We start from the raw sequence: 14,064 nt of genomic DNA on the forward strand, positions 1-14,064 counted from the left end.
CATGGCCCGCCCGCCACTCCTTTATCTCACGCCCGACGGCCTGCACTGCTATCGCCTGCGGAGACGAACGACAGAACATGTCGGACAGTTCGCGCCCGACGCTATCGGCCAGGAGGCTTTTTCACAGTGGCTGGAAGAATCCGCGGTGAATACGGCATTCACCCTCCTCGTGGATCTGCCCGATGAGCGCTTCAGGATCGAAACCCTGCCCCATGTCCGCGGCCCTGACCGCAGGCGCTTACGGGAACGTCGGCAGGCGCAGCTATTCCCCGACACACCTTACGTAGCCCACCAGTACCTCGCCCCCGAACCATCGGGGAGGCGAGAGGAGCGCGTCCTGTTCGCTGCCCTGAACCGCCCCTCGGCCATCGATCCCTGGCTCGCCATCCTTGAACGCCATGGCCACCGCCTGAAACGGCTCATTCCCATGCCCTTTCTCGCAGCCACCGCCATCCCCCACCTTCCTGCCACGCCAGGGACATTCCTGCTGGCCCTGCAGACACCCGCCGGTCTTCGAATTTCATGCTTTGATGGTCGCAAGCTCCTGCTCAGCCGATTGCACCCTGTGCCCTCCCACCTCACTCCACCGCTCTCCGAATGGATGGCCGAGGCCCGGGAAGCTCACCGCCACCTACTGAACCAACGTCTCGTCGCCCATGACACGCAATGCACGTGCTATCTGCTGGCACCGCCGCAAGACGATATGAGCCCGGCGCTGGAGTCCGCCATTCCCCACGGCGATCTGCATTTCATCCTGAAGGATCCTGCCCACCTTCTTCCAGGCACGTCCCAATCCGCCTCTCGTGCCGAAGGCTGCCTGCCCATGCTGCTGCAGTTGCTCCACCGGCACTCCCGATTAGTGCAGGCAACTCCCGCCAGATTCCTGCTTACCCACCAGCTTCACCAGATCGGCCTGGCACTCCAGGCCACCGCAGTCGTCATCCTGCTCGCCTGCGCGGCACTTGCCATCGCCAACATGTGGGAAATCCAATCCTTGGAGCAACGGAGCACAGCCGCCAAAGCCCGCGGCGACGCCGCCGAACAAGCCCTGACGACACTGGCGGCGAGCAGTCCGACGCCCCCCCATCGACTGGAGCAGCTCCAGATCACCCTGGAGACACTTCAACATCTGGACACGGCAAGTTCAGGCCCCGAACCTGCCCTGCGCCAGTTGGCCGCCGCCCTGAGCCCGATACCCGACTTCGTGCTACGCAGGATCGACTGGAGCACCAATGGCAATGCGGATCCCACAAAGGGGGCGTCGGCGTCAGGCCAGACGCTGACCCTGGACTTCGCCCTACCCCCTGAAGGGACGCGAGAGCGGACAGGCCATGCGCGGCGCATTCTCACCGCACTCGGCACGATTCCCCACGCCCACCTGCACACAGAACACGTCCCCGTTGAAATGATGACCAGTCAGCCTCTCAGCCCCGCCGTACTCGAGAAAAACGCACAAGCAGCCGGTCTCGTCATCCGTCTGGAATTTCCGGCTCCCAAACCATGAGGTCACTGCCACCACGCTTCCGACCACTCCTGCGCCCCGTGTCGGTTGCAATCCTTCTCGTTGCCACAGGCATGGCCCTACAGGTCGCCACCCTTCAGTGGTACGCCGAAGCCCGGCAGGCAAGCACTGCCGCAGAATCGCGCCTCGCCCAACTCGACGCCCGTTACCAGCAGGTACTGAAGACAAACCGGATGACCGACGACGCACTCGCTTCATGGGCCCGTTACCGACATGGAGAGCTTTCGACGACACCCGACCGGGTGGGCTGGATCGAAAGCATCCAATCCCTGGCGGCACGACCGGGATTGGATGTCACCGACTATGAATTCAGCCCCGATGTCGCTCGGGATGAACGGCAACGGAATGCACCGCCAGCGCTGATCGCTCTGACCCCTCTACGCATCCATGCCACGGTGGACCATGAAGAGAAATTCATCGAGTTGCTGGCAGCCATCCGGAAGACCGGAAAGGCCAGCGTACAACAATGCAGTCTTGCCTCCCCCGACATGGGCGATGTCAAGCCCCGCCAAGCTCAAGGCCTGGACGTCGAATGCCGGTTCATGCTTGTTTCCCTGCGCTCCCAATAAAAACAGGCGAGGCTGAAGACGAGAACCGCGCACCCCGGCTCGCTCCCGCTGGACATCAGGCGCCGCAAGCCTGCAGAATTTTGCCGACGGCTCACAAGCCTCACTTCTTTCCAGGACATGCCGTGATGCCCAAGAAGATCCTGTTGATGGCCCATGACGTCACGCTGGCGCATTTGGGCCGCCCCCTGCAGCTGGCGCACTATCTCCAGGAGGCTGGCCACCAAGTCATCCTGGCGGCCTCTGCGGACTCCGCCCGCTTCCTGCACGATTTCCCCGGCCAAACCCATCTTCTCAAACCCACCGGCAAGGCGAAGTTCATCGACAATCTGGCCAAAGGGCGCCCGGTATTCGATTTCTCCACTCTGCTGCAATACGCGGAAGAAGACGAACAAGTACTGTCAACTTACCGCCCCGATATGGTGATCGGGGACTTCCGGATCACGCTCTCGATCTCGGCACGTCGCCTGCACATTCCTTACGCAACCATCACAAACGCCTACTGGAGCCCGGCCTTCTCGCCACGCTTCGTCGTACCTGACCTGCCAATGGTCAGGTATCTGGGTATAGGCCTTTCCCAACTTCTCTTCGACATCGCACGGCCATTTGCCTTCGCCTATCACTGCCGACCAATGAACGCGCTACGCAGCCATTACGGCCTGCCATCCCTCGGTCACGATCTCCGCAACATCTACACGGATGCGGACCTTGCCCTGTTCAGCGATATTCCCGAAGTGTACGGGCTCGATGCCAACCTGCCCGATGGCGTTTTTCTAGGCCCGATCCAGTGGGCTCCCGACCTACCCTTACCGCCTTGGTGGGATGAGTTGGACGTTGGGCGACCAATCATCTACCTCACCCTGGGCAGCTCTGGTGATGAAAATTCATTACCGGAAATTGTCAGGCAACTAACCAGTACCGACGCACAGATCATGGTTGCCACGGCCGGAGCCAAACACCTGCCCAGCCATCCACATGTATTCAGCGCCGAGTATTTACCTGGAACTCTGGCCGCAAAACGCGCCGATCTCGTGGTCTGCAACGGCGGGAGCCCCACTTCATACCAAGCCATCGCCTGTGGAACCCCCGTCCTCGGCATACCGAGAAACCTGGACCAGTTCCTCAATATGCATTACCTGGAAAAGAACGGGCTGGGGTCCATCATCCGCAACGACGCACTCGTCCGGGGGCAACTTGGCATGCTAGCCAAGCAGATGCTCGCGGCCCCGGAACTGGCATCAAACGCTTCCGCCTTTGCCAGGATCATCAGCCGCTACAACCCCAGAACCCAGCTGTCGTCAGCCATCAGGACACTCATCCCATGACCACGGCCCAGCATCACCTAAGCATCTGCAGGGGGCCCTGAAGTAGTACCGGCCGCTCGGATCAAGCGCGCCGGCACCCCGCCCCAGACCTCATCCTTCCGGATATGGGTACCCTTGGTGACCAGGGAGCAAAATCCAACGACGGCACCATCTTCGATGACCGCCCCGGCCATGATTACGGAACGGCCGCCAATCGTCACATTGTCGCCAATGCACACCCGATGGTGGGCCAGCTTCCCTGCCGCCTGCGCATGGGGAATGATCAGGCAATCGATACCCAACTGGGTTCCGGCGCCAATACTGACCAGATGGGGATCGAAGACAAGTCCTGACGAATACGTCCCCTCTCCTACCTTGCCGCCCAATGCAATCAGGACCAGCCGCGACAGCGGCACGGGAATGATGCACAAGCGCAGGACAGGCAAGAAGACCATCAGCCAGAACATGATGTACACGAGATAACGAAACTCTTCCGCGGACCCAACCGCGAGTTCCCCCTCAGGAAAGGGGAAAAGACTGATATACGCCCGATAGACCACCACAGTCAGAACAAGAAACACGAACACCACCAACAGCGCGAGCAGTATTTCCCCCCCAAAACGGCCATCAAGCCATTTCATCAGGAGGAATGCACAGCCTCCGGTCAGCAGCAACGGGAAAGACAACAAGGCAAAGAAAACCAAAATTGGTAAAACAGTAACTTTGCGCATCGCCTTCCTTTCCACCCCACTTTGTCAGACGAGGCCAAGCCACGGGCGAATTGACCTGCCCCATCACCAACATTCTCACCCGAGTGGGTAATCCGAGCCTCCGGACCGCCGCACCAAGCACGCTGGCATGCAGGATAGCGCATGCCGGCAAGGCTGCACACACGCCATACCAATGACCCATACCAATGACTATTGGCCGATGGGAACAAGCGACGGCTGACGGCGCAGTACAAGGCCACGTGCACCTCGCCAGCGTGCGGGCTCGCAGTCAGTCCCTGTTAGCCCGGCAGCACGTCGTCAGCATGTCGAAAAATTTTACAAACCTCCGTCGGACACACGCTCTTGCACCTTCCCAAAACATCTACACAGCTGTAAACAAATGGAATTTTTTTTCTGGCACGGCTCTCGCTTAAAGTCTTTGCAAGGCGATGAACAAAAGAGATTGCCTAACTTTTACGCAACACCGTTTTCAACTGGAGAGCTTCCATGAAAAAAATGCTTAAAATCGCAGCAGCCCTGGCTGTCATCGGGGCCGCGTCCCAAGCGCACGCAGGTTTTTCCGCTCAAACCGTCACCATCGACCCCGATGGGGCCGGTGGTGCGTTCGGCGATATTTCCGTCACCTCCCTGAACTGGCTGGCCGGTAACGCCGTCACCGTTGGCGCCGGCGGCTCCACGGGCCAAACGATCGCATCCCTGAACAGCTCCCTGTCCAGCGGCACCGCTGTCTTCCAGAGCTACTACCAAGCCCAGCTGAACACCTTTGTGTATAACAATGGTGGCTCTTCCAGCACTTACACTCCGGTCGGCCAATGGACCGTCCAGGCCAGCTTCCAGGAAGCTGCGACTGCCACCAGCGTGGGGGCGGCCAACATTTCCCTGAGCCCGATCAGCGGCACGGTTTCCATTTACTACAACGCTGTCCAGACGGCCAACGACATCACCGGCACCGGCTACAGTGACGGCATCAAGATCCTGCAAGGCACGATCGTCGGCGGCTCCGGAACTTTCCAGAACACCACCTTCATCAATGATCTGCTGGTTTCGCTGGGTCTCATCCCGAGCAATCCGACCCCGATCACCGACCTGGACCATTTCGGCGCCAACGACGCCCCTGGTATCAAGTCGATCCAGGGTAACGGTCAAAGCTCGCTGGTGGTAGACATCGGCGCATCGGTTGGTGACTTTATCGATAGCAACTTCTTCAAGACCAACATCACGTCGATGTCCCTTGTTGACGGCGGCGACGTGAGTGATACCGGCCAGCTGGTTGATCCGTTCTCGCAAGCCAACCCGTCCGACCAAATCGTCGGCTACACGCCGCAATACGGTGGCGCCCTCGGCGACACCAACGGCGTTATTGCTGCGAACGACGGTACGACCTTTAGCCGCAACAGCGACTTCCAGTTCCAGACGACCAACGTCACCTCGTTCCAATACAAGGTGCCTGAACCCGGTTCCCTGGCCCTGGTTGGCCTTGGTTTCGCTCTGACTGGCGCCCTGCGCCGCCGCAAGGCCTAAGAGAGATCGCGGCAGCCCTTAGGGCAGCTTTCTCCTGCAGTTCAAAAGCCGCCCGGTTCAAACCGGGCGGCTTTTTCATTTATGTCGCTCCATGAGCTCCGCAAGAGACTCAGCCCCAAGCCCAGCGGTTGATCAGGTCATGCACAGAGTCTATACAATGGCGATCTCCGTCTCGACAAGCCGCACCCGATCAACATGTCGCTAGATATCTACCTTCGCGATCTGACACTTGCATCCCGAAATGTCATTCGGCAGCGTCGGCGCTCACTGTTTGCGTTGGCGATCATTTCCGGGGGGGTTATCGCGCTCATGCTGGCGGGCGGATTCGTCCAATGGATCTTCGATAACATCCGTGAAACCACCATCCGGGCCCAATTAGGCCATGTCCAGGTGGTACGCCCAGGTTATTTCGAGAAGGGCATCGCTGATCCATACTCTTACCTGCTTCCAAAGAACGACCCGCTTTTCGAGCAACTCAGCCAAGCCCCTGGCGTCCTGACCGTCACACCCCGTCTCGTCTTCACAGGGTTGATCAGCCATGGGGACGCCAGCATCGGGTTTTCGGGTGAAGGCGTGGATCCCGTGCGAGAACGGGATCTCAGCAAGGATCTGCACATCGTCGAAGGAGAAGCGCTTTCCGCGGACGAGCCCAAGGGAATCATCGTCGGAGAAGGCTTGGCCGCCAATCTCGGCGTGAAGGCCGGAGACACGGTGGTGCTGCTGAGCGCCAGCAAGAAAGGGAGTCTAAGCGCCGTCGAATGCCGGATCCGCGGCCTGTTCATGACATCCACCAAAGCTTACGACGATGCCTTCCTGCGCGCACCATTACCAATTGCCCAGCAACTATCCAAAGTCACCGGAGCCACCAATTGGCTCATCCTTCTGAAGCACACCGACGACACCGACTCATTCATCAGTCAAGCCAAGGCCGCCCACCAACGCAACGATATACAATTCGTGGCTTGGCATGAGCTGGCCGACTTCTACAAGAAGAGCGTTGCCCTGATGTCGAGGCAAATTGGCGGTGTGGAATTGCTGATCGCATTCATCATTATCCTGTCGATCAGCAATACCCTGTCGATGGCGGTGATCGAACGGACAGGCGAAATCGGCACCGTCATGGCCCTGGGTGTCAAAGCCAGCGGGGTGCTGCGCACATTCCTGCTCGAGGGCCTATTGCTTGGCGTTATCGGGGGGCTGATCGGCATCGCCATCGGCTCCACCCTTGCAGCCATCATTTCCCACTTCGGGATCCCCATGCCACCGGCACCGGGGATGGCTCGCGGATTCACAGCCCAGATCAACATCAACTCGAGAATCCTCGCTGAAGCGATGACCATGGCCGTTCTCACCACACTGCTGGCCAGCATCGTCCCGGCCTGGAAGGCATCACGCATGAACATCGTGGACGCGCTGCGTCACCAGCGCTAGGAGCCGCCTATGTATCTCAAGCTCGCGCTCCGCAACGTACTCCGACAAAAAACCCGCACCGCGATGACCCTTGCGGCCATTGTTTTCGGCGTCATCGGCCTGATCCTGGCGGGCGGCTTCGTGCAAGACACCTTTATCCAACTGGGCGAGGTCATCATCCACTCGCAAACCGGGCATCTGCAGGTTTTCAAGAAGGATTTCGTGGAAAAGGGCACCCGCTCCCCCGAACGCTACCTCATCGACACGCCAGCCAAACTGGCCTCCAGCATCGAGAAACATGCAGGTGTCGATCAGGTCATGGGACGCATCTATTTCTCAGGCCTGCTGAACAACGGCAAACGGGATCTTTCGATCATCGGGGAAGGGGTCGAGCCGGACAAGGAAACCAAGCTCGGCAGCTTCATCATGATCTCCGAGGGACGCCACCTGAAGGATAGCGATCACGAAGGCATCCTCGTCGGCCAAGGTGTCGCCAGAACACTGGGACTGAAGCCCGGTGACCGCATCACGCTCGTCCTGTCGGCGGCGGAAGGCGCAATGAACACCCAGGACTTTGAAGTCATTGGTGTGTTCCAGAGCTTCTCCAAGGACTTCGACGCACGGGCGGTCCGCATTCCCCTGGCTGCCGCCCAGGAGCTGATGTTCACAAAGGGCGCCAACATGCTCGTGGTGTCGCTACACAAGACCCAGGATACTGACCGGGTCCTTGCCGAATTGAGCGCCGAACTCCAAGGCAGCCCATACGACGTTCGCAGCTGGAAAAACCTGTCCGATTTCTACGAAAAGACGGTTCAACTCTACGATCGCCAGTTCGGCGTTCTGCAGTTGATCATCTTGTTGATGGTACTGCTGTCGGTGACCAACAGCGTCAATATGAGCGTCTTCGAGCGTCAGGGCGAATTCGGCACCATGCAGGCGCTCGGCAACAGCTCAAGGGACATCATTCAGTTGATCCTTACCGAGAGTGCCATCCTGGGTCTCGCAGGTGCCGTGATCGGGGTTTTTCTCGGCGTAATGGCGGCGCTGGGAATCTCCGCCATCGGCATCCCCATGCCACCGCCTCCGAATGCCAACGTGGGCTATACCGCGTTCATCCGCATCGTGCCGATGACGCTTCTGACATCGGGCTGCGTCGGGTTCCTTGGAACCGTACTGGCCTCAATCCTGCCGGCCTTCAAGGTAACCCGACTACAGGTCGTCGATGCCCTGCGCCAGAACGTCTGACGCGGGGCCGTCAACTACGGTTAAGAGCGGTAATCCGCGTTGATCTTCACGTAGTCATAGGAGAAGTCGCAGCTCCAAAGGGTAGCTGCAATTTCTCCGCGGCCCAGATCGACCCGGATGGTGATCTCTGCTGCAGCCATGACTCGTGCGCCTGCTTCTTCCTGATAGCTTGCAGCGCGCCCGCCCTTTTCGGCCACCAGCACTTCCTCGCCGTTGCTGGCCAGCCAGACACGCAATGACGACACATCCAGATCGCCGATACCGGCATAGCCGATGGCGGCCAGAATTCGGCCCAGATTCGGGTCGGACGCGAAGAAGGCGGTCTTGACCAGCGGCGAATGGCCGATTGCGTAGCCCACCTTGCGGCATTCTTCGCGGTCCTTGCCTCCTTCGATCTGCAGGGTGATGAACTTGGTCGCGCCCTCGCCGTCGCGCACGATGGCTTGGGCCAGCCAGATCGACACGTCCAGCACTGCGGAGCGGAAGGCCGCATAGTCTGCCGACGTCGTATCGGCGATACTGGCATTGCCGGCCTGGCCAGTGGCAATGAGAATGTAGCTGTCGTTGGTGGAGGTGTCGCCATCGACGGTGATGCTATTGAAGGACAGATCAGCCACTTCCTTCAGCAAGGCATCCAGGACCGGCTGGGCGACATCTGCATCCGTGGCCAGGAAGCCCAGCATGGTCGCCATATTCGGCTTGATCATGCCAGCCCCCTTGGAGATACCGGTCAACGTCACCGTCTTGCCGCCGATCTGCACTTGGCGGGAAGTGGCCTTGGCCACCGTATCGGTAGTCATGATGCCGTGGGCTGCGTCGTACCACCCATCCGCCTTGAGGGCTGCCTTGGCGCCCGGCAAGCCGGCCACCAGCCGCTCCACCGGCAGCGGCTCGAGGATCACGCCGGTCGAGAACGGAAGCACCTGACCAGGCTCGACAGCCAGTTCCGCTGCGACCGCAGCACAGGTCTCTCGAGCCGCCGCCAAGCCCGGTTCGCCAGTACCGGCATTGGCGACACCGGTATTGATCACGAGCGCACGGATGTTTCCGGATGGGAGATGTGCCTTGCACACCTGGACGGGCGCGGCGCAGAAACGGTTTTGCGTGAACACGCCAGCAACCCGGGAACCCGGCGCCAATTCGATCAGCGTCAGATCCTTCCGGTTAGCCTTGCGGACACCAGCCTCGGTCACACCGAGACGGACACCGGCAACGGGTAAGAGGGCTGCAGCATCAGGGGGAGAAAGCAGAACGGGCATGACAGGACTCCGGAAACAAGTGCGGATGAATAAAGACCCGCAATGATAATCCTGGAGTCCTTACCGGCGCACCCGCGACCTGTACCTGTCTCACCACTTGGCCTGAGAATAATCGCTGTCTGACGCACGCATCCCGACGGCCAGGCTTGCTTGCAATGCGAAATGCTGGACAGCACGCCAGCTCTCATCGTCAAGTGGCTTGCCCCCCCGATCGGCATACAGCACGCCGATCCATCGATTGGCCATGCCGAAAGGCACGACAAAAGCGTGGTTACAAGCGGTCACCCGTAACAGACGACGGATCTCCTTCTGACTGCGCTTTGGTGTAACCCAGCCAGCCACTCCGCTGTCGATGGCCGCATCGATCACATCTTCTGGATCGCCGTCCATCCGGAACACAAACTGGGCGCACAAGCTCTCGCCACCAACACCCAACGCAGCCTTGCCCTGCAGCTCACTCCGGCCTGGCGTCAGCAAGGCAACAACCACGCGCTCGAAGCCGACACCTCGATACACGCCTTCGAGCACCAGTTGAAGAATGTCGGCAATGCTCGCGCGGCTCAAGGTCAGTGCAGTCAGGTCATGCAGAATCCGCAACTGCAAGCCGGCATCCGGCCCCGCCGGAACCACGACCGCAGGCACTTCAGGCTCAGCCGGCAGGTCTCGATGCGGGATGATCCTGGCCGCCTCCGGCGCCCCGAAGGTACCGGCCACCCGCGCCGCTTCATTGGCATTGGCAATCACCTCCGCCTGTACGACCGAGACACTTTGCCCAAGGTAATCAGCCACATCGCGGATGGCCTGCCTGCCGGCAGGAGAGTCCCAGCCGCTTTCCGCCGCACGGGCCAGCCGATGCCCGAGGACGACAGCCCGCTCCGGACCGCGGCTGCGCGGATCCCCTTCCAGGGCCGCCGCCACCAGGCTGCCAAGACGCCATTCACGGACCAAGCCGACCGACAGATGCCGTAGCGGAAAACCCAGCACGATCTGCTGCGCCTCCTCCTCGCGCATCTGGGACTGGGTAAGGCAGCGGTCGAGAGTCTGCGCGTGCGCACCGCCGAAACACCAAAACGCCATTTCACCGACGCGTGCCAGCAGCGCGGCGATAAAAACCTCTTCACCGGATCCGTCGCCCCGTCGCGCCGATACCCAACGCGCCTGCACTGCGGCGTGGAAACTACGAGCCATCTCAATCTGCACACGGCTACGCACACCACCCTTCAACAGGGAATCGATCAGCGACACCGACAGCGCAAGTTCCGCAACCGGATCGAAGCCCAGCACCACAATGGCTCGCGACACCGTATTGACGCTCTGGCGCGCGTTGTTGAAATAGGCGCTGTTGGCAAGGCGCAAGACCTTGGACGTCATCGGCGCATCCTTGAGGATGACCTGCGCCAACGCCGACGCCGACGCCCGCTCATCGCTCATGATCTCGCGCAGGGCCTGGACCGTATGCCCGAAGACGGGCATTTCACACCCGCGAATCCGCTCAATCCACGCAGACAAATCCTGATCGTTCTGACTCATGCCCTCACCTCTCGCCCCATAACGGCCGCCGACTGCCCATCTTGAGGCAGACTGTAAACGAACGGGGCCGGCATGACGCCGGCCCCGTAGTCCACATCAAGCTAACTCAGCTCAGCTTACCGTGGCAATGCTTGTACTTCTTACCGGAGCCGCAGGGGCAAGGATCATTGCGGCCCGCCTTGGGCGCGAGGTTGACCTGCGGCTGTGCGGTGTCCCGGTCCGGGTTGGCGATCGCCAGGGCCTCGTCGTAATCGGCATGGTGGTATTGAACGTTCTCCAACTCGGGCGGCGCCTCAGCCTCCTCCAGTTGCGCCTCCGAGCGGATCTGTACGGTCATCAGCAGCTTGGTGACTTCGGTGCGGACCACCTGCAGGAGACTCTCGAAGAGCTCGAAAGCTTCACGCTTGTACTCCTGCTTCGGATTCTTCTGCGCATAGCCGCGCAGGTGGATGCCCTGGCGCAGATGATCGAGGGCAGACAGGTGCTCTCGCCAATGGGTGTCCAGGCTCTGTAGCATCACGTTGCGCTCGAAGCCACGCCAGGCATTGATATCCACCAGGGCAACCTTGTCCGCATAAGCCTGGGCGCCCGCCTCGAGAATGCGCTGCAGGATGTCCTCGTCGGCGAGATTGGGCTCCGCCTTGACCCATTCGGCCACCGGCAACTTGAGCTGATATTCGGACTCCAGTGCCAGTTCGAGCGCCGGGATGTCCCATTGCTCCTCGACGGAATCAACCGGCACATAGATGCGAAACAGGTCGTGCAGGACGCCCTCGCGCATTGCCGTAATGGTTTCGGCAATGTCGGCGCTTTCCAGCAACTCGTTGCGCTGCTGGTAGATCACCTTACGCTGGTCGTTGGAAACGTCGTCGTACTCGAGGAGCTGCTTGCGGATATCGAAGTTGCGTTGCTCGACCTTGCGCTGGGCGGTTTCCAGCGAACGGGTCACCATGCCCGCCTCGATGGCCTCGCCCTCAGGCATCTTGAGGCGCACCATGATCGCATTGAGGCGCTCGCCGGCGAAGATCTTCATCAGCGGATCTTCGAGGGACAGGTAGAAGCGGCTCTCGCCCGGATCACCCTGACGGCCGGAACGACCGCGCAACTGGTTGTCGATACGACGCGACTCGTGACGCTCGGTACCAATGATCTTCAGGCCGCCGGCCGTCAGCACCTGTTCGTGGCGGACTTTCCATTCCTCACGCAGCTTGGTGATCTGAGCGTCCTTGTCCGCTGCTGCGAGGGACTCGTCTTCACGAATCAGCGCAATGGGTTTCTCCACGTTGCCGCCCAGCACGATGTCGGTACCGCGACCGGCCATGTTGGTGGCGATCGTGATGATGCCTGGCCGACCAGCCTCGGCGACGATCTCGGCTTCACGGGCATGCTGCTTGGCGTTGAGCACGTTGTGCGGCAACTTGGCGCGGGTCAGCAGGTCGGACAGCACTTCGGAGTTTTCGATCGACGTCGTCCCCACCAGCACCGGCTGTCCGCGGGCAACCGACTCCTTGATGTCGGCAACGATAGCGTCGTGCTTCTCCTTCAGGGTACGGTATACCTTGTCGTTCTGGTCCTTGCGGATCATCGGACGGGAGGTCGGCACGACGACAGTCTCGAGACCGTAGATCTGGTGGAACTCGTAGGCTTCGGTGTCTGCCGTACCGGTCATGCCACCCAGCTTGCCATACATCCGGAAGTAGTTCTGGAAGGTGATCGAGGCCAGCGTCTGGTTCTCGGCCTGGATGCGTACACCTTCCTTTGCCTCGACGGCCTGGTGCAGGCCCTCGGACCAGCGACGCCCCGACATCAGACGGCCGGTGAATTCGTCGACGATCACCACCTCACCCTCTTGCACCACGTAATGCTGGTCCTTGTGGTACAGCGCATGGGCGCGCAGCGCCGCGTAGAGATGGTGGATCAGCAGGATGTTGCCGGGATCGTAGAGGCTGGTTCCCTCCGCCAGCAGGCCCAGGTTGGCGAGGATCTGCTCGGCGTGTTCGTGGCCCTGCTCGGTGAGCAGCACCGAGTGCGCCTTCAGGTCGACGGTGTAGTCGCCCGGCGTGGTGATGTTCTCGCCCTCGCCTTCCTGGACGCTGAGCATCGGCGGTACCGCGTTCATGCGCAGGTAGAGTTCGGTGTGATCCTCGGCCTGGCCGGAAATGATCAGCGGCGTCCGTGCCTCATCGATGAGGATGGAGTCCACCTCGTCGACGATCGCGTAGTTGAGGCCGCGCTGCACCCGCTCGGCCACGTCGTACACCATGTTGTCGCGCAGGTAGTCGAAGCCGAACTCGTTGTTGGTGCCGTAGGTGATATCCGCCGCGTAGGCTTCCTTCTTCTGGTCGTGGGGCATCTGCGACAGGTTGCAGCCCACGGACAGACCGAGGAAACGGTAGATGCGGCCCATCCAGTCGGAGTCACGACTGGCAAGATAGTCATTGACGGTGATGACATGCACACCCTTGCCGGACAGCGCATTGAGATACACCGGCAGCGTCGCGGTCAGGGTCTTGCCTTCGCCGGTGCGCATTTCGGCGATCTTGCCGTCGTGCAGAACCATGCCGCCGACCAGCTGCATGTCGAAGTGGCGCATTCCATGCACGCGCTTGCCCGCTTCCCGAACCACAGCAAAAGCTTCCGGCAACAACGCGTCAAGACTCTCGCCATTCGCGACGCGCTGGCGAAATTCATCGGTCTTCCCACGCAGTTCCTCATCGGACAAGGCCTGAATCTTCGGCTCCAGCGCGTTGACGCTGCGCACCGTTTGCGTGTACTGGCGAATCAGGCGGTCGTTACGGCTGCCGAAAATTTTCTTGAGTAGGCCTGCGATCATTTGATTTGGAAGGGAAAACGCGGCAAAACGCCGATTCTAACATGACGTCCGGACGCGGCCGTGACAGGCCTGCGGACCGGCGCCCGCTTGTACGACACAAAGCTTCTCCATAGCATGGGGGCGCATCCCGGAAATCCAAGCCC

At 60.5% G+C, this 14,064-nt stretch carries 10 protein-coding genes; 6 read left to right on the plus strand and 4 right to left on the minus strand.

Features of this window, described 5'->3' with window-relative positions; genetic code table 11:
- Position 1: 1 nt before the first annotated feature.
- From AC1PQG_RS21050 to AC1PQG_RS21060, 3 genes are all read left to right on the plus strand, one after another.
- Complete coding sequence (locus AC1PQG_RS21050) at positions 2-1,504, plus strand: hypothetical protein (RefSeq protein WP_481119700.1); 1,503 nt, start codon at positions 2-4, stop codon at positions 1,502-1,504.
- 71 nt (positions 1,505-1,575) lie between these two features.
- Positions 1,576-2,091: a hypothetical protein gene (locus tag AC1PQG_RS21055; protein WP_481119701.1), complete on the plus strand. Its 516-nt coding sequence runs from the start codon at positions 1,576-1,578 to the stop codon at positions 2,089-2,091.
- Positions 2,092-2,216: 125 nt separating this feature from the next.
- Positions 2,217-3,413 carry a glycosyltransferase gene (locus tag AC1PQG_RS21060; protein ID WP_481119702.1) on the plus strand — a complete coding sequence of 399 codons (1,197 nt, stop codon included), beginning with the start codon at positions 2,217-2,219 and terminating at the stop codon, positions 3,411-3,413.
- Between the two features lie 17 nt (positions 3,414-3,430).
- On the opposite strand, the gene AC1PQG_RS21065 is transcribed toward AC1PQG_RS21060, so the two are convergent.
- Positions 3,431-4,123, minus strand: a complete 693-nt coding sequence (locus tag AC1PQG_RS21065) for an acyltransferase (RefSeq protein ID WP_481119703.1) — start codon at positions 4,121-4,123, stop codon at positions 3,431-3,433.
- Positions 4,124-4,609: 486 nt separating this feature from the next.
- Between AC1PQG_RS21065 and AC1PQG_RS21070 the strand changes: the two genes are divergently transcribed.
- The 3 genes from AC1PQG_RS21070 to AC1PQG_RS21080 all read left to right on the plus strand — a co-directional run bounded on the left by AC1PQG_RS21070 (position 4,610) and on the right by AC1PQG_RS21080 (position 8,299).
- Positions 4,610-5,644, plus strand: coding sequence for a PEP-CTERM sorting domain-containing protein (locus AC1PQG_RS21070; protein WP_481119704.1), 1,035 nt, complete (start codon positions 4,610-4,612; stop codon positions 5,642-5,644).
- A 195-nt stretch (positions 5,645-5,839) separates the two neighbouring features.
- Positions 5,840-7,075: an ABC transporter permease gene (locus AC1PQG_RS21075; protein WP_481119705.1), complete on the plus strand. Its 1,236-nt coding sequence runs from the start codon at positions 5,840-5,842 to the stop codon at positions 7,073-7,075.
- Between the two features lie 9 nt (positions 7,076-7,084).
- Entirely contained in the window at positions 7,085-8,299 is a 1,215-nt protein-coding gene (locus AC1PQG_RS21080) for an ABC transporter permease (RefSeq protein ID WP_481119706.1), read from the plus strand.
- Positions 8,300-8,319: 20 nt separating this feature from the next.
- On the opposite strand, the gene argJ is transcribed toward AC1PQG_RS21080, so the two are convergent.
- The 3 genes from argJ to secA all read right to left on the minus strand — a co-directional run bounded on the left by argJ (position 8,320) and on the right by secA (position 13,921).
- Positions 8,320-9,558 (minus strand): bifunctional glutamate N-acetyltransferase/amino-acid acetyltransferase ArgJ, encoded by a 1,239-nt coding sequence (gene argJ / locus AC1PQG_RS21085; RefSeq protein ID WP_481119707.1) that lies wholly within the window; start codon positions 9,556-9,558, stop codon positions 8,320-8,322.
- 90 nt (positions 9,559-9,648) lie between these two features.
- Complete coding sequence (locus AC1PQG_RS21090; RefSeq protein WP_481119708.1) at positions 9,649-11,088, minus strand: HDOD domain-containing protein; 1,440 nt, start codon at positions 11,086-11,088, stop codon at positions 9,649-9,651.
- Between the two features lie 106 nt (positions 11,089-11,194).
- Positions 11,195-13,921, minus strand: a complete 2,727-nt coding sequence (secA, locus tag AC1PQG_RS21095; protein ID WP_481119709.1) for a preprotein translocase subunit SecA — start codon at positions 13,919-13,921, stop codon at positions 11,195-11,197.
- Between the last annotated feature and the right edge of the window lie 143 nt (positions 13,922-14,064).

It is taken from the genome of Zoogloea sp. GDB6 (assembly GCF_056724105.1).

Bases quoted from the DNA above. Each gene is read 5' to 3' on its own strand.
- secA (WP_481119709.1), bottom strand. From the start codon at position 13,921: ATGATCGCAGGCCTACTCAAGAAAATTTTCGGCAGCCGTAACGACCGC.
- AC1PQG_RS21060 (WP_481119702.1), top strand. From the start codon at position 2,217: ATGCCCAAGAAGATCCTGTTGATGGCCCATGACGTCACGCTGGCGCAT.
- AC1PQG_RS21070 (WP_481119704.1), top strand. From the start codon at position 4,610: ATGAAAAAAATGCTTAAAATCGCAGCAGCCCTGGCTGTCATCGGGGCC.
- AC1PQG_RS21075 (WP_481119705.1), top strand. From the start codon at position 5,840: ATGTCGCTAGATATCTACCTTCGCGATCTGACACTTGCATCCCGAAAT.
- AC1PQG_RS21055 (WP_481119701.1), top strand. From the start codon at position 1,576: ATGGCCCTACAGGTCGCCACCCTTCAGTGGTACGCCGAAGCCCGGCAG.
- AC1PQG_RS21090 (WP_481119708.1), bottom strand. From the start codon at position 11,088: ATGAGTCAGAACGATCAGGATTTGTCTGCGTGGATTGAGCGGATTCGC.
- AC1PQG_RS21050 (WP_481119700.1), top strand. From the start codon at position 2: ATGGCCCGCCCGCCACTCCTTTATCTCACGCCCGACGGCCTGCACTGC.
- AC1PQG_RS21065 (WP_481119703.1), bottom strand. From the start codon at position 4,123: ATGCGCAAAGTTACTGTTTTACCAATTTTGGTTTTCTTTGCCTTGTTG.
- argJ (WP_481119707.1), bottom strand. From the start codon at position 9,558: ATGCCCGTTCTGCTTTCTCCCCCTGATGCTGCAGCCCTCTTACCCGTT.
- AC1PQG_RS21080 (WP_481119706.1), top strand. From the start codon at position 7,085: ATGTATCTCAAGCTCGCGCTCCGCAACGTACTCCGACAAAAAACCCGC.